Genomic DNA, 14,969 nt, shown 5'->3' with positions numbered 1-14,969 from the left:
ACCCGTAAGCCCCAACGGCCAGTTGACGGCTCCCGGTGCCACGTACCCCGGGTTACCCTGACCCCATGCTGCTGGGCCGTACAGCGGAATGCGCACGACTGACCGACCTCATCGACGCCGCCCGCACCGCAGGACACAGCTCCGCCCTGGTCGTCCGCGGAGAGGCCGGCATCGGCAAGACCAGCCTGCTCGCCTACGCCGAATCCCTCGCCCGCGACCTCACCCGCCTCCGCACCCAGGGCATCGAAACGGAATCCCAACTCCCGTACGTAGGACTCGCCGACCTCTTCCGCCCCGTCACCGACCACCTCACCCGCATCCCCGACCGCCAGGCCGCCGCCCTCACCGGCGCCCTCGCCCTCGGCCCCGCCATCGCCCAGGACCGCTTCGCGGTCGCCGCGGGCACGCTCAGCCTGCTGGGCGCGATCAGCGAATCCGGCCCGGTGCTCGTCGTCGTCGACGACGCGCAGTGGCTCGACCCGTACTCCCTCGACGCCCTCGCCTTCGCCACCCGCCGCCTCGGCCGCGAAGGCATCGTCGCCCTCTTCGCCACCCGCGACACCGACGCCGCCGCCTCCCGCCTCGCCCCCGTCGAATCCCTCAGCCTGCGCGGCCTGGACGCAGGCGCGGCCCGTGAACTCGTCGCCGAGGAAGCCGACGAGCCCCTGTCGACGCACGACATCCAGTGGCTGCTCTCCGAGGCCCGCGGCAACCCCCTCGCCCTCGTCGAACTCCCCGCCCTCCTCGCCCACGGCGACCACCGCCCCGACACCGGCGCCCCGCTCCCCATCGGGGACATCCTCGCCCACACCTTCCACAGCGCCATCACCCGGCTGCCCGACCCGACCCGCGAGGCCATGCTGCTCCTCGCCGTCCTCGGCCCCCGCCCCCTCGCCGGCACCGAACGCGTCCTGCGCGCCCACCAGTTGACGTACGCCGACCTCGAACCGGCCGAGCGGGCAGGCCTGATGACCGTGGAAGAAGGCGCGTACGTCTTCCGGCATCCACTCGTCCGCTCCGGCGTCTACCACGGGGCCAGCGCCGTCCGCCGCTGGCGCGCCCACCGCACCGTCGCCCAGGCCCTCCAGGGCGCGCAGGCCCCCACCGCGCTGGAACGGTACGCCTGGCACCTCTCCGAATCCGGCGCCGACCCCGACGAACAGGTCGCGACGGCCCTGGAGAACGCGGCGTCCGGCGGCCCCGCCAGCCTCGCCTTCCCGCTCGCCGCCCGCCTGTACGCGCACGCCGCCCGCTTCACCCCCGACGACGAGGGCAAGGCCCGCCGCCTGCTCGCCGCAGCCCGCGCCGCGCAGGCCGCGGGCTCCCTCGACGAGGCCGCCGACCTCCTCGACCGCGCCCTCGGCCACGCCGCCCACGCCCGCACCCGCCTCGACCTGCGGCAACTGCGCTGCTACGTCGACATCCAGCGCGGCCGCCCGGCCCGCGCCCGCGAGCAGCTCCGCTCCGCCGTCGACGAGGCCCGCCGCGTCGACCCGGGGCTCGCAGCCGTCATGCTCGGCGGTATCACCCTCACCGAACTCGCCATCGGCGACCTCACGGCGGCCCGCGCCACCTCCGCCGAGTCCATGCAGATCGCCGACGCCTTCGGCGACGCGGCGGCGGCCCTCCCCGTACGCCTGCTGCACGCCCTCGTCGAACTCCTCGGCGGCGACGCGGAGGACGGCCGCGCCCTGCTCCGCGACCTCGAAAAACCCCTGGCGGCACCGGACTTGTCGTTCCCCTACCCGGTCTCCGGCGTCGGCGGCCTGTGCTACCTGGCCACCGAGGAACTGGACGAGGGGCACGCCCTCCTCGACCGCGCCGTGCACGCCGCCCGCTCCTCCAGCACCGTCGGCCTCCTCGCCCACCTCCTCGGCACGCTCTCCGTCGTCGAGTTCTGGCGCGGCGAGTGGAACTCCTCGCTCGCCCACGCCGACGAGTCCGCCCGCCTCGGCGAGGACACCGGACGCGTCATCGAGGTGTGCCGGGCGCTCGCCGCCCAGGCCCGCACGGAGGCCGTACTCGGCAGGGAGGCGGACTGCCGCGCCCACGAGGCGCAGTGCCGTTCCCTGGCGGCCGCCGCCGAACTCCCCATGGACGCGGCACGCGCGCGTGGCGCCCTCGGCCTCCTCGAACTCGGCCTCGGCCACTACGAAGAGGCCGCCGCACACCTCGAAGAGGTACGCGCCTTCTCCCTCGCCAACGGCCGCGGCGACGGCCTCTACCTCTCCTGGGCCGCCGACCTCGCCGAGGCGTACGTCCATCTGCACCGCACCGACGAGGCGTACGACGTACTGCGCGTCCTGGAACACGAGGCCGGGCGCGGCAGGCGCCCCATCACCGCGGCAGCGGCGGCCCGCTGCCGCGGCATGCTGGAACCGGCCTACGTCGAGCGCCACATGGACCGAGCCCTCGCCGAACTCGCCGACATCCAAGCCCCGTTCGAGCGCGGTCGCACCGACTTCGCGTGCGGGGAGCTGCTGCGCCGCCTCGGCCGCCGCAGCGAGGCCCGGCGCCGCCTGCAACGCGCCCTGACCACCTTCGACCGGCTCGGAGCGGCCGGTTGGGCGGCCCGCGCCGCCGCCGAACTGCACGCCGCCGGCGGCGACAAGGTCGACTCCGGACCCACCCCGCTGGACGGACTGACCCCGCAGGAACTGCGCGTGGCCCTCGCCGTGGGCCGCGGCGTCACCAACCACGAAGCGGCGGAAGAGCTGTTCCTCAGCGTCAAGACGGTCGAGTTCCACCTCGGCAACATCTACCGGAAGCTGGAAGGGGTGCACCGAAGGGCCCAACTGGTGCGCCTGCTCAGCGAGTCCGAGTCCACCCACTCCTCCTGAGGGCCACGCCCCGTGCGGACAACACAGTGGGGGTGCCCGTATCGGGCACCCCCAGTCCCCCGTATCCCCCGTGGGTTCCCCGTTGTCCCCCGTCGGATCCCCCGTGTCGAAAGCCCCCGTGTGCTTTCGTGTCTCCACGATGGACCCGGGCGCGCCCCTGGGCCACGGGGAAAACCCTGGGATCGGGGGCCCGTGACGTACGACGAATGGTGTAGACGCGGGAACGGCGCAGGTCAGCCGCCCACGGGCCGCGTCGCACGGGAGTTGCGGCGCCAGGGGCTGACCGGGAGACGGGTGCGGGATACCTTCCAGTCAGGGGGTGCGGCACGGGACTCACGGGGGTGGGCGGGCGATGCGGGTCTGGCCTGGAGAGGCGTATCCGCTGGGTGCGACGTACGACGGCGCGGGCACCAACTTCGCGGTCTTCTCGGAGGGCGCCGAGCGCATCGAGCTGTGCCTGCTGCACGACGACGGCTCGGAGACCGCGATCGAACTGCGGGAGGCCGACGCGTTCGTGCGCCACGCCTATGTGCCGGGCATCATGCCGGGACAGCGGTACGGCTACCGGGCGCACGGGCCGTGGGACCCCTTCGAAGGAACGCACTTCAACCCCGCGAAACTGCTCCTCGACCCCTACGCGCGGGCCATGTGCGGCCGCCTCGACTGGAACGACTCCCTGTACGACTACGCGCGCGGGTTCTCCCGCTACCGGCGCAACGACGTGGACTCCCTCCCGCACACCATGGCCTCCGTCGTGATCAACCCGTACTTCGACTGGGGCAACGACCACCCGCCGCGCCGGGACTACCACGAGTCGATGATCTACGAGGCCCATGTGAAGGGCCTGACGATGCGCCACCCCGACCTGCCCGAGGAACTGCGCGGCACGTACGCGGCGCTCGCCCATCCGGCGATCATCGGGCACCTCGCCGAACTGGGCGTCACCGCCCTTGAGTTGATGCCGGTGCACCAGTTCGTCGACGACCACCGCCTGGTCGAGCACGGCCTCACGAGCTACTGGGGCTACAACACGATCGGCTTCTTCGCGCCGCACAATCGGTACGCGTCGTGGGGCGACCGGGGCGAGCAGGTCCTGGAGTTCAAATCGGCGGTACGCGCGCTGCACGAAGTCGGCATCGAGGTCATCCTCGACGTCGTCTACAACCACGCCGCCGAAGGCGACCACCTCGGGCCGACCCTCTGCTTCCGCGGCCTCGACAACCCCTCGTACTACCGCCTCGCCGACGACCCCCGCTACTACGTGGACACCACGGGCGCCGGCAACGCCCTGCTGATGCGGTCCCCGCACGTACTCCAGATGATCATGGATTCGCTGCGCTACTGGGTCGAGGAGATGCACGTCGACGGCTTCCGCTTCAACCAGGCCGCCACGCTGGCCCGCCAGTTCCACGAGGTGGACCGGCTGTCGTCGTTCTTCGACCTGGTGCAGCAGGACCCCGTGGTCTCCCGCGTGAAGCTGATCGCGGAGCCCTGGGACATCGGCGACAACGGCTACCAGGTGGGCAACTTCCCGCCGCTGTGGACCGAGTGGAACGGAAGGTACCGCGACACCGTACGCGACCTGTGGCGGGGCCGGCCGCACACGCTCGCCGAGTTCGCGAGCCGCCTGACCGGCTCGGCCGACCTCTACCAGGACAACGGCCAACGCCCCCTGGCCTCCGTCAACTTCGTGACCTGCCACGACGGCTTCACGCTCCGCGACCTGGTGTCGTACGACGACAAGCACAACGAAGCCAACGGCGAGGACGACCGCGACGGCGAGAGCGACAACCGCTCGTGGAACTGCGGCGTCGAGGGCGAGAGCGACGACCCGGCCGTGCGCGAACTGCGGAACCGCCAAATGCGCAATTTCGTCGCTACGTTGATGCTGTCGCAGGGCGTCCCGATGCTCGGCCACGGCGACGAGTTCGGCCGCACTCAGGGCGGCAACAACAACGCCCACTGCCAGGACAACGAACTGACCTGGATGCGCTGGCCCGAGGCGGACGCACCGCGCGAACTCTTCGACTTCATATGTGCCATGGCGCGGCTGCGCCGCGACCACCCGGTGTTCCGCAGGCGGCGCTTCTTCCACGGGCAGCCCGTCGTCAGCCCGCACGAGGACCTGGCGGACATCGCCTGGTTCTCGCCCGGCGGCGCGGAGATGACGTCCGAAGCGTGGAGTTCGGCGAGGGCGTCGGCCCTGACGGTGTTCCTCAACGGCTACGCGATCTCGGAACCCGGCGCGCACGGCGAGCGCATCGTCGACGACTCGTTCCTCCTCCTCTTCAACGCCTCCGCGCAGGACCAGGAGTTCACCGTCCCCGCCGACCACGGCGAGTGGTGGCAGCCCGTCGTCGACACGAGCACGGCCCGAGGAGTGCCGCTCGACAGCGACGTCAAGGTGCGGGCGGGGAGTCGCCTGACACTGGTGCGCCGAAGCCTGCGTGTGCTGCGGCGTCCCGCGTGAGAGGGCTGGCGCCGACGTACGTCCCCCACTCGTCGTCCGTCAACGGCGGACCGGCCGCCCGGCGGGCGCACTCCGACAGCCGCCGCACGCCCAGGGGCAGCCGGGCCAGCGTGCCCGACTCCTCGAACCTCGGCTCCTGGCGCAGCAGATGCTCGCCGTCGGCGCTGAACGAGATGAGCCCCAAGGTCGTGGTCAGCAGGTGCCGGAGCTCGCCCCAAGGCAGGTCCCAGACCCTGATCCGGCTGCCGCCCGACTGCGCCGCCAGGGCCAGGCCGTCGCGGCGGAAGTCCAGGTCCTCGACGAAGCCGGGGGAGGACAGCTCCAGCAGCTCCCGCCCGCCACCCTGCGCGGACAGCACCCGGGTCACCCCGTCGTCACAGCCCGCCGCCACCATGCTCCCCGCGGCGTCGACGGCGACACACGTGGCCGGGCACGGCAGCCGCACCCGCCACATCTCCTCGACCGAGTCGGTGATCTGGTACAGGAACAGCTCCCCGACCTCCGTGCCCAGGCACAGCATCGACGCGGCGTCCGTGCAGGCCGCGAGCACAGCGGGAGCGGGCAGCGGCAGCGGCGTACGAGTGTCGGACGTGCCCCAGTGGACCTGCACCGCACCGACGTAGTCGACGAGCACGCTGATCGAGTCGTTGCCCAGCGTCCACCGGTCGAAGTCCTGAACGGAGTGCCGCCACTGCGTGCGGGGGCCCGCCGCCCACTGCCGCAGCCGCAGCCGGTTCGCGATCCGCACCAGCTCCGACGCGTGCCCCGCGGCCGGAACGTACTCGTGCGCCTCGGCCCCCGACAGACGCAGACACCTGCGCACCAAGTGGTCCGCCTCGTAGCTCTCGGAGCGCTCCAGCGCCTCCACCGCGAGCAGCAGGGCGACGCGCGGATTCCCCTCGGCCCGGACCGCGGCCTCCGTGAGGGAGCGGGCCATGGACTCCTCGAACAGGACGCGGTAGCGGCGCTCCTCACGGTCCTGGCGCTCCCGGCTCGCGGCGACGAACCGCCGTTCGGCCGCCGTGATGTCGGCCGCGCGCTCCGCGAGCCAGCGCTCCGAATCGGCCAGCAGGGCCCCGGTGAGGACCGCCGCCGGCGCACCCGCGGCCTCCGGGGGCCGCATCGCGTACGCCAGGATGCGCCGCCAATTGCGGAACGGCTCCTCCTCCTTGAGCCAGGCGGTGAGCGTCCCCCACTCGCGCAGCAGCGCCTCGTGCACGACCTCGACGGTCTCCTCGCCCTCCGCGCTGCGGGCCGTCGTCAGGAGCCGTTCGTTGGCGAGCCGCACCGCGATCGCCCACTGCGCGGGCAGCAGCTCCGAGCGGCGGGCGACGCGGCGCAGGTCGGACTGTTCCGGCGCGGTGAGATGGTTGACGAACAGCCCGCGGACCAGGGCGCGTTCCTCGTCGGCGAGCCCGGCGAGCACCCCGTCCGCGTACTCGGCCAGCGCTCCGCGCAGCTCCCCGATCTCCGCGTACGCCTCGAAGGACAGGGTGTCCTGGCCGCGCCGCAGCGTGCCCCACATCCGGTCGAGCGTGAACTCCAGCAGGGGCAGCGCGCCGGGGTGTCCCTCGACGAGCGAGGCGAGCCGGTCGGCGAGGTGCTCGTGCACGTCGAGGCCGCGCCCGCGCGCCGGTTCCAGGATCGCTTCGGAGAGCTCCTCGCGCGCCATCGCCCGCAGCGCCACAGCCGTGTCGCGCAGCACTTCCCCGAACCGCCCCGGCCGCACGAACAGTTCACCGAAGGCGTCCTCGCGCAGCGTCAGCACGGCCCGCGTGGAGGAGTGCTCCGCGTGCGCGAGATCGGCGAGCTGTTCCAGTACGCGGGCGGTGCCGGGGGAGCCGTCCAGGGCCTCTTCGAGCTGGTCGACGACGAGCAGCAGCCGCTCGCCCCCGGTCGCCGCGAGCACCAGGTCCCCGGCCCCGGCGAGACCGTCCGAGGCGATCCGGGACTGCCAGGCCTCCAGTTCGGACAGCGGTACGGGATGCGGGGCGCCGGCCGCGCGTGCGAGGCCCGCCGCGAGCGCCGCCGCCAGGGTGGGGCGCGGCCTGACCACCGCGAACCGCCACGCGGTCTGCTCGGCGGCGAGCCGTGGCAGCAGACCCGCCTGCACCAGCGAGGTCTTTCCGGCCCCCGAGGCGCCGACGACCGGTACGAGCCGCCGCCCCCGTACGGCCTCGACCAGCTCCGCGGTCATCTTCTCCCGGCCGAAGAACAGCGCACGGTCCTGCTGGTCGAACGCCTCAAGTCCCTTGTACGGAGAGGCGGGCAGCGGCGCGAAGGCCGTCGGCCAGGCGTCCACGAGCACCGACACGGGGACGGCGTACACATCGCGGTCGCCGGGCCCGTCGCCCGGGGTGTACGCGCTGGCCACCAGGATGCCGAGGACCCGCTCCGCCCGCGGATCGAGGACGGGGGTGCCGCTGTAGCGCTCCTGGACGGCGTGCTCGCCCCGGGTCTCCTGGTCGATCTGCTGCCGGTACCGCGTCACGGCGGGGCGCAGCCGTCCCGGCACCCAGCCGCCGGGCCGGCCCTCGACCGGCCCGAACAGCATCACGTCGCCCGACGTACGGTCCTCCTGCGCCAGCGGAATCGGCAGCGCGCCCACCGGACGCGCCTCGCCCACCAGCGTCAGGCCCGCCACGTCGACCCCGTCGAAGGCGGAGCCGGGCGGCCGCCAGGCGTCGACCCGGGCCCACCGCTCGGGGGCCTGCGCGTGCAACTGCGCGAGCAGCGGGAACTCCAGGCGCAGCGCCTCGCCCTCGGCGCTCGCGGTGTCCGTGAGGTCCCGGCCGAGCGCGGCGTTGACGACGTGCGCGCACGTGACGACGTGCTCCTCGTCGACGAGCGCCCCGTGCCCGACGATGTCGCCGCCGGCGTCGCGGAAGCGGACGACGGCGGCACCGGGGGTCTCCATCAGCCGGCCGGGGAACCGTTGTCGGCCGAGGGACCGTTGTCGGCCGGGGGACCGTTGTCGGGCGGGGGACCGCTGTCGGGCGGCGGCTTCGGCGACCACTCGACCTTCACGGTGAAGTGCACCTCGGCGGTCCCCTTCGCGAGGATCACCCCGGTCTCACCGCCCAGCTTGACGCCGAACTCGACGGACACCGTCTGCGGGGCCAGCACCCGCAGCGTGTCCGTGAGTCCCGACAGCGCGGGGCCGAGGCTCAGCAGGCTGGACTCCAGGGTGCGCGTCGCCTGCGCGACGGCCTGCCCGGGTTTCGGCGACGCGAGGACCACGGACTCCTTGGGGATGTTCGTCTGGTCGACCTCCGCGACCATGAACTTCCCGTCCTTCAACGGGATACGCATGAGCTGAGCCATCGACGTCCCCCCGAACTCGCGGCGGCAGAGCCGTCATCATCCCACGCGGGTCAGGGCCTTGAACTGATCGAACCAGACGTTGCGCCCCGCCGTGCCGTCCGCGTGCCGCGCGACGGTCCGGTTCGCGTACACGGGGTTGAGGATCCACGGCATCTTGTCGGGACCCCAGCCCGTGGCCATCGACTTGATCTGCACGGCGGCGTACGTCGCCACCGCCAGCTTGCCGGTGTCCCGGAACCGCTTCATCTGGTCCGTGAGGTACGTCTTGTTGTCGTCGAGCCACGGTGTCGTGGCGACGAACGCGTCCCATTTCTCCTGCGGGAAGGGGCTCTTGATGGCGTCCTCGACGACCTGCCACACCTTCCAGGCCGCGTCGACGTCTGCGTAGCGCTTGGCGAAGGCGGGGGAGACGGTGTCCTTCATGTGCAGCTGCCAGAACTGCACGAGGGAGAACTCCGTGACGAGGAACTTCTGGTCCGCCCGCAGGTGCGGGAGCACGTAGTTCACGTAACTGTCGGCCGCCTTGAGCGAGGTGACGTGCGGGTGGATGTCGACGCCGTCGAGCTCCGGCGTCCTGTGCACGAACCGCAGCCACCGCTCGGTGGCGGGCGTGCGCGCCTTCGGGTCGTCGAGGTGGTTGAGGGCGCCCATGTAGAGGCGGGTCCTCGAATCGGCGCCGCCGTGCTTGGCGCGGTAGTCGATGACGTGGCGGGCCACGTGCTCGTAGAAGACGTTGAGGCGCTTGTCGCGCTCGTCCTCCTTGGTCTCCAGGAAGGGCTCGTTGCCGATGGTGAGGATGTCGACCTTGCCGAGTACGGCGGCCAGCACCCGGTCCACGCGCTTCAGTTGCTCGGCCATCGCGGCGCTGCCCGGCTGCGGGATCGTCTGCTTCAGGTCCCTGAAGGGGAACTTGAGGGAAAGGATGCTGCTGCGGCCGTCCTGGCCCGCCTTCAGGAGCGCCGCGACGGCCCGCTGCCGCGTGACGTCGTCGCCGAGTTCGGCGGGTGTCATGGGGACGAAGCCGCGCACCCAGGTCGCGGTGAGCGCGGTCAGTTGGGCCGGGTCGAGCTCGGAGGGGTCCTCGTTGAAGTTCACGCCGAGGGCCCCGTTCGGTGCCCCGCCGGCCGCCTTCCCTCCGGCCGCGGCGGCCTTGCCCTCGACGGCGGCCGACGTCGAAGACGACGGCGACGGCGACGGCGCGGACTTCGCGCCGGACGACGAGCCGCCGGACGACGGCGAGCAGGCGGCGGTGAGGAGGGCGGAGCCGGTGACGCCCAACAGCCAGCGGCGGGAAGTGGTGTGCCGAGTCACTGCTGTTGTCCATTCTGTGGTGGGGGGATGCGTGGGGGATCGCTGTCCGGTACACCCTCACCGTAGGCACAGTGACGCGCGGAACTGTTCCGCTGTGACAGCCTCGCGACATCATCCGGACAACGTCAAAACCCCGGTCACACAGAAACCAACATGTGTGACCGGGGTCGAAGGAGGGCGGCGAATCAGGCGCGGGCCTCCACCGCCGCCGGCGAACCCGGCAGCGGACGCCGCGCGGACTCCGCCGCGAAGTAGGCGGCGACGGCGCCGATCACGCCCGCCGCCATCAGGTAGTAGCCGGGCACATTGATGTCCCCGGTCGCCTCCACCAGAAGGGCGTTGACGACGGCGGTCGTGCCACCGAACAGCGAGACCGACAGGTTGAACGCGATCGACAGGCCGCCGTACCGGATGTCCGTCGGGAACAGCGCCGGAAGCGTGGAAGGGATCGTGCTGTTGAAGCAGAGCAGCATCAGAGACATCAGCACCAGACCGGCGAAGACCGACGTCAGGGTGTTCTGCTGGATCAGGAGCACGGACGGAACGCCCAGCACGATCAGCATGCCGCAGCCGAAGTACAGCACCGGCTTGCGCCCGATACGGTCCGAGAGGCGGCCCACGAAGGTGATGAGCAGCATGCCGATGGCGAGGACCGAGATCTCCAGGAGCTGCGCCCAGGTGGGGCTCACCGACGGGGCGAACTTGTCGATGTACTCCAGCATGTACGTCGTGAGCATGTAGTTGGTGACGTTGAAGACGAGCACCAGACCCATGCAGATCAGCATCGGACGCCAGTGGTCCGTGAAGACCCGCTTGATCTCCTTGAGGGTCTGATTGCCCTCACGGCCCTGCTGCTTGGCGACGGCGGCCTTGAACGCGGGGGTGTCCTCCAGCTTGAGGCGGAGGTAGAGCCCGATGATGCCGATCGGCCCGGAGATCAGGAACGGGATGCGCCAGCCCCAGGACAGCAGGTCCTCGTGCGACATGACGCCCGGCAGCTGGATGACGAGGCCCGCGATGCCACCGAGCAGATACCCGGTCAGCGTGCCGAACTCCAGCCAGCTGCCGAGGAATCCGCGCTTCTTGTCGGGCGCGTATTCGGCGATGAACGTCATCGCGCCGCCGTACTCGCCGCCCGTGGAGAAGCCCTGCACGAGGCGGGCGAGCAGCATCAGGAGCGGGGCGGCGGGTCCCCACGTCTCGTAGCCGGGGATGAACGCGATCACGAACGTGCCGATCGCCATCATGATGACCGTGATCGACAGCACCTTGGTGCGGCCGATCCGGTCGCCGAGCGGGCCGAAGAACATGCCGCCGAGCGGGCGCACCAGGAAGGCGACCGCGAACAGGCCGAGGGTTCCGATCGTGCCGACCGTCTCGCTCGCGCCGGTGAAGAACACCGCGGTGAGCACCGGGGTCAGATTGGCGAAGACACCGAAGTCGAACCACTCGGTGACGTTTCCGATGGCTGCGGCGCCGACGGCCCTTCGGGTCACCTTGGGATCGGTGACCAGTGTCTCGTCGGCCGAGCCCGACTTCGCGTCGGGTATCTCGGAAACGCTGTGCGCGGCTGGCACGTACTACTCCTCAGAATTGCGCGGTACTGCGGGTGGGATGCCCTTGCAGATGGGTCAGGTCGATCCAGTGGACGGTCGGCCGCGGCCGGCGAACGGCGCGGCCGAACTCGAGCACGGCGCCGGTCGTCGGGAAGACGAGCAGCGCGACGGCCGAGGCCACCAGGGCCGTCGCGGTCGCCGGGGAGCTCGCGGGCGCGAGCAGCGCCGTGGCGATCACCGGCAGGCCGAGGCCCAGGTAGGAAGCGGAAGGGGTGCGCGCGCCGAAGACGGCGGCGTCGGCTCCGGCGCGGGCGAGACCGTGCCCGAAGCCGGCGAACACGGCGGCGCACAGCGTCGGCCAGGTCCGCGTTCCCGCCGCAAGGGACACCACGGAAAGGCTCACCAACAGCGCGGTGAGACCGGCGAATTGCGCGCCACGGGCGCCGAACTCCGCGGCCAGCGGCCGCGCGAGCGCCGAACTCACGACAACGGCGAGCGGAATACAGCACAGGACGGCCGGATCGCTCTGACCCGAGGCGAACAGAACAACGGGAACGACTGCCAGAAACAGGCCCGCCGTGGCCCAGGCGAGAAATCGGACGGCCGAGACCATGGCGAACAAGGCGCGCATTCCCGTCGGGATCCTCGGATTCCTTGGATTCCTCGGATTCCGGCGCAGGAAGGGACTCTTGGACAACACCCGGGAAGAGTGCCACCACCGACTCATCGACACAATTACACGATCTTGCATGTGACCGTGCAAGATGGTCGAATGATCGATCCCAAGCTCAAGGTGCTGCAGATGGTCGCGGAGCACGGCGGCGTCACCGCCGCCGCCGAGGCCATGGGCCTCAAGCCCTCCACGGTCTCGTACCAGCTGCGACAGCTCGCCGAGCAGGTCGGCGTGGTGCTGCTGGAGCCCGCGGGCCGGGGCATCAAGCTGACGGCGGCCGCTCGTACGCTGCTCCAGCACGCGGCCGTCCTGGAGGCGCAGTGGGAGCGGGCGCGCAGCGACCTCGCGGCGATGGCCGACGTGCAGACCGGCTCGTTCACGCTCTGCGGCTTCTCGACGGCGGCCACGCACCTGCTGCCGTCCACGGCGGCCACCCTGCGCGACCGGCACCCGCAGCTCGGCGTCCGCCTGGTGGAGGCGGAACCGGCGCGCTGCTTCGAGCTGCTCCTGACCGGCGAGGCCGACCTCGGCCTCGTGGTGGTGACGACGGACTCGCCGCCCCTGACCGACGAGCGCTTCGAACAGCAGCCGCTCCTCGACGACCCGCTCGACCTGGTCGTCCCGGCCGACCACCCGCTCGCCGCCCAAGAACGCGTGGTCCTCGCGGACGCGGCCCGCGAGACCTGGATCGTGGGCACGCCTGGCACCACGTACCACGACCTGCTGGTCACCGCCTGCATGGCCGCCGGGTTCACGCCCGACATGGGCCACCAGTCCGACGAGTGGGACACCGGCACGGCGATGGTGGCGCACGGCCTCGGCGTGATCCTCGTGCCGCGCCTCGCCCGCATCAACACGGAGTGGCCCGTCGCCCGCATCCACCTCTCCGGCGAACCCGCCCCCGCCCGCCGCATCCTCGCCGCGACCCGCAAGGGCGGCGCCCGGCACCCGGTGGTGGCGCAGGCCCTCGACCTGATCAAGGCGTCGGCGTCGAACCTGGTTCCGGCGGAGTAGGGGGCGAACCCCGGGGCGGCCCAGGGGAGTTCGGGGGTCGTTTCAGGGGCATCCCCGATAGGCCCGCACCGGGTGGCCGGGCCACTGTGGACTCTGTTGGCGAGCGACGACAGGAGGCCCACGATGACGGGAACCGGCACCTCTTCCGGCGGGCTGCTGCCCGCCGTCAGGCAGCTCATCGCGGGCTGGCCGTGGATACCGGCCGCGCTCGCCGCGGCCCTGGTCAATCTCGCGGTCGGCGCCTCGCGCGACTTCGACTACGGCGGCATCAACGGCTTCAGTACGACCAACTTCGGCTGGCTCGCCTTCGCCCTCGTCGGCGGCTGCGTGTTCGCCTGGCGCCCGGCCCGGCCCCCGCTGGAGAAGCGGGCCGCCCTGCGACCGGTCCTCGCGACGGCCATGGCGTACGCGCTGTGCTTCGCGGCCGTCATGGTCAGCGGCCTCGTCTTCCTGCCCGACCAGAGCCTGACCGAGACCCTCACCACCGACGCCCCGGGCCGAGCCCTCCCGGTCGCCCTCGCCGTTCTCGGCTTCGGGGTCCTCGCGACCATATTCAGGGCCGGCGCCCGCCGGCCGTTATAAAATGCCTGGACAGGCCCACGGCGAGCTCGTGCACATCGTCGGCATCGACAACGGCGCCCGGCTGGAGACGCACGTCACCGGCCCTCATGTGGTACCCGCGGGCCGAACCCGGTCGGCCGACGAGGCAGGAGAGCCCATGAGTGACATCGAGTTCCGCGACGACCGCGACAAGGGCGTCCTGAGGGCCCGCGCGGGCGGCGAAGGCGGCGAAGTCGTCGGGTACATCCAGTACTTCGTGCTCGACGAGCCCGAGCGGGCCCTCGTCCCGGTGCACGCCGTCGTGGAGCCGCGGCACGAGGGCAAGGGCATCGGGGGCTCCCTCGCCCGCGAGCTGTACGCCATCGCCGCCCGCGAGTCGGTGGCCGTGGCGCCGCTGTGCCCGTTCGTCGTCCGGTGGGCCGAGCGGCATCCGGGGGAGGCCCCGGCCGCCTCCGCCGACCTGCTGCTCGCCGCGAAGGCCGCCCTGGAGGCCGACCCCGCCAAGTGGTGAGACGGGACCGCCCGGCGGTGATCCACTTCTGTACGGTCCGTTCATGAACCTGACGCTCCTGCACACCTCGCCCGTCCACGTCCCGGTCTTCGACGCCCTGCGCGACGCCGACCACCCGGGCCTTGAACTGAGCCACGTCGTACGCGAGGAGCTGCTGGAGCGGGCCCGCGTCGAGGGGCCGGAGGCCGTCACCGGCGAGGTGCGGGCGCTCCTCGACGCGGCCGTGGCCGACGGGGCGGACGCCGTGCTGTGCACGTGTTCCACGCTGGGCGCCGTCGCGGAGGGGCTCGCCGCGAACCTCGGGGTGGCGGTGCTCCGCGTCGACCGGCCGATGGCCGCGCGGGCCGTCGCCGAGGGGCGGCAGATCGCCGTGGTCGCCACGCTGCGCAGCACCTTCGGGCCGACCCTGGACCTGATCGAGGAGGAGGCCGGGCGGGCGGGCCGCGAGGTGTCGGTGCGCACCGTGTTCGTCGACGGCGCCTGGGAGCTGTTCCTCGCCGGTGACCGGGACGGCTACCTCGCGCTCGTCGCCACCGCCATCGACGGCATCGCCGACGCCGACGTGATCGTCCTCGCCCAGGCATCCCTCGCCGACGCCGCCGCGCGGTCCCGCACCACGCTGTCCGTCCTCTCCAGCCCCCGCCCCGGACTCGGCGCCGCGGCCTCGGAATGCGCGGGAGCCAACAAGGCTTAGGTTGAAGGGACGTTG

The 14,969-nt window shown here is 72.0% G+C and carries 11 protein-coding genes; 6 read left to right on the top strand and 5 right to left on the bottom strand.

Features of this window, described 5'->3' with window-relative positions; all coding sequences use genetic code 11:
• The first annotated feature begins 65 nt into the window (after positions 1 to 65).
• Both RBJ65_RS31120 and glgX read left to right on the top strand, forming a co-directional pair.
• The gene (locus RBJ65_RS31120; RefSeq protein WP_306319948.1) at positions 66 to 2,840 is read left to right on the top strand and encodes a LuxR family transcriptional regulator; all 2,775 of its coding nucleotides are present in this window, start codon (positions 66 to 68) and stop codon (positions 2,838 to 2,840) included.
• Positions 2,841 to 3,192: 352 nt separating this feature from the next.
• Positions 3,193 to 5,310, top strand: coding sequence for a glycogen debranching protein GlgX (gene glgX, locus RBJ65_RS31115; RefSeq protein ID WP_306319947.1), 2,118 nt, complete (start codon positions 3,193 to 3,195; stop codon positions 5,308 to 5,310).
• Here glgX and RBJ65_RS31110 read toward each other — a convergent pair.
• The 5 genes from RBJ65_RS31110 to RBJ65_RS31090 form a co-directional block, all read right to left on the bottom strand.
• Positions 5,240 to 8,227, bottom strand: a complete 2,988-nt coding sequence (locus RBJ65_RS31110) for an AAA family ATPase (protein WP_306319946.1) — start codon at positions 8,225 to 8,227, stop codon at positions 5,240 to 5,242. The genes glgX and RBJ65_RS31110 overlap by 71 nt on opposite strands.
• Positions 8,227 to 8,634, bottom strand: coding sequence for a CU044_2847 family protein (locus RBJ65_RS31105; RefSeq protein WP_306319945.1), 408 nt, complete (start codon positions 8,632 to 8,634; stop codon positions 8,227 to 8,229). Before RBJ65_RS31105 ends, RBJ65_RS31110 begins: the two co-directional genes overlap by 1 nt.
• Positions 8,635 to 8,670: 36 nt before the next feature.
• Positions 8,671 to 9,945 (bottom strand): hypothetical protein, encoded by a 1,275-nt coding sequence (locus RBJ65_RS31100; protein ID WP_306319944.1) that lies wholly within the window; start codon positions 9,943 to 9,945, stop codon positions 8,671 to 8,673.
• A gap of 185 nt (positions 9,946 to 10,130) precedes the next feature.
• Positions 10,131 to 11,522, bottom strand: a complete 1,392-nt coding sequence (locus RBJ65_RS31095) for an MFS transporter (protein WP_306319943.1) — start codon at positions 11,520 to 11,522, stop codon at positions 10,131 to 10,133.
• Between the two features lie 10 nt (positions 11,523 to 11,532).
• Positions 11,533 to 12,132 carry a hypothetical protein gene (locus tag RBJ65_RS31090; protein WP_306319942.1) on the bottom strand — a complete coding sequence of 200 codons (600 nt, stop codon included), beginning with the start codon at positions 12,130 to 12,132 and terminating at the stop codon, positions 11,533 to 11,535.
• 141 nt (positions 12,133 to 12,273) lie between these two features.
• On the opposite strand from RBJ65_RS31090, the gene RBJ65_RS31085 reads away from it, so the two are divergent.
• The 4 genes from RBJ65_RS31085 to RBJ65_RS31070 all read left to right on the top strand — a co-directional run bounded on the left by RBJ65_RS31085 (position 12,274) and on the right by RBJ65_RS31070 (position 14,954).
• Complete coding sequence (locus tag RBJ65_RS31085) at positions 12,274 to 13,188, top strand: LysR family transcriptional regulator (RefSeq protein WP_306319941.1); 915 nt, start codon at positions 12,274 to 12,276, stop codon at positions 13,186 to 13,188.
• 123 nt (positions 13,189 to 13,311) lie between these two features.
• Complete coding sequence (locus RBJ65_RS31080) at positions 13,312 to 13,770, top strand: hypothetical protein (protein WP_306319940.1); 459 nt, start codon at positions 13,312 to 13,314, stop codon at positions 13,768 to 13,770.
• Positions 13,771 to 13,906: 136 nt separating this feature from the next.
• A complete protein-coding gene (locus RBJ65_RS31075; protein WP_306320139.1) occupies positions 13,907 to 14,260 on the top strand; it encodes a GNAT family N-acetyltransferase in 354 nt (117 codons plus the stop codon).
• Positions 14,261 to 14,303: 43 nt separating this feature from the next.
• The gene (locus RBJ65_RS31070; RefSeq protein ID WP_306319939.1) at positions 14,304 to 14,954 is read left to right on the top strand and encodes an aspartate/glutamate racemase family protein; all 651 of its coding nucleotides are present in this window, start codon (positions 14,304 to 14,306) and stop codon (positions 14,952 to 14,954) included.
• The last annotated feature ends 15 nt before the right edge of the window (positions 14,955 to 14,969 follow it).

The organism is Streptomyces sp. KL109B (genome assembly GCF_030766935.1).
GTDB lineage: Bacteria > Actinomycetota > Actinomycetes > Streptomycetales > Streptomycetaceae > Streptomyces.
Note: the sequence above shows the minus strand (reverse complement) of the source record. Positions and strands in the feature narration are given on the sequence as shown.

Coding starts and splice junctions, on each gene's coding strand:
- RBJ65_RS31120 (WP_306319948.1), top strand. CDS start 66: ATGCTGCTGGGCCGTACAGCGGAATGCGCACGACTGACCGACCTCATC.
- glgX (WP_306319947.1), top strand. CDS start 3,193: ATGCGGGTCTGGCCTGGAGAGGCGTATCCGCTGGGTGCGACGTACGAC.
- RBJ65_RS31110 (WP_306319946.1), bottom strand. CDS start 8,227: ATGGAGACCCCCGGTGCCGCCGTCGTCCGCTTCCGCGACGCCGGCGGC.
- RBJ65_RS31105 (WP_306319945.1), bottom strand. CDS start 8,634: ATGGCTCAGCTCATGCGTATCCCGTTGAAGGACGGGAAGTTCATGGTC.
- RBJ65_RS31090 (WP_306319942.1), bottom strand. CDS start 12,132: ATGCGCGCCTTGTTCGCCATGGTCTCGGCCGTCCGATTTCTCGCCTGG.
- RBJ65_RS31085 (WP_306319941.1), top strand. CDS start 12,274: ATGATCGATCCCAAGCTCAAGGTGCTGCAGATGGTCGCGGAGCACGGC.
- RBJ65_RS31080 (WP_306319940.1), top strand. CDS start 13,312: ATGACGGGAACCGGCACCTCTTCCGGCGGGCTGCTGCCCGCCGTCAGG.
- RBJ65_RS31075 (WP_306320139.1), top strand. CDS start 13,907: ATGAGTGACATCGAGTTCCGCGACGACCGCGACAAGGGCGTCCTGAGG.
- RBJ65_RS31070 (WP_306319939.1), top strand. CDS start 14,304: ATGAACCTGACGCTCCTGCACACCTCGCCCGTCCACGTCCCGGTCTTC.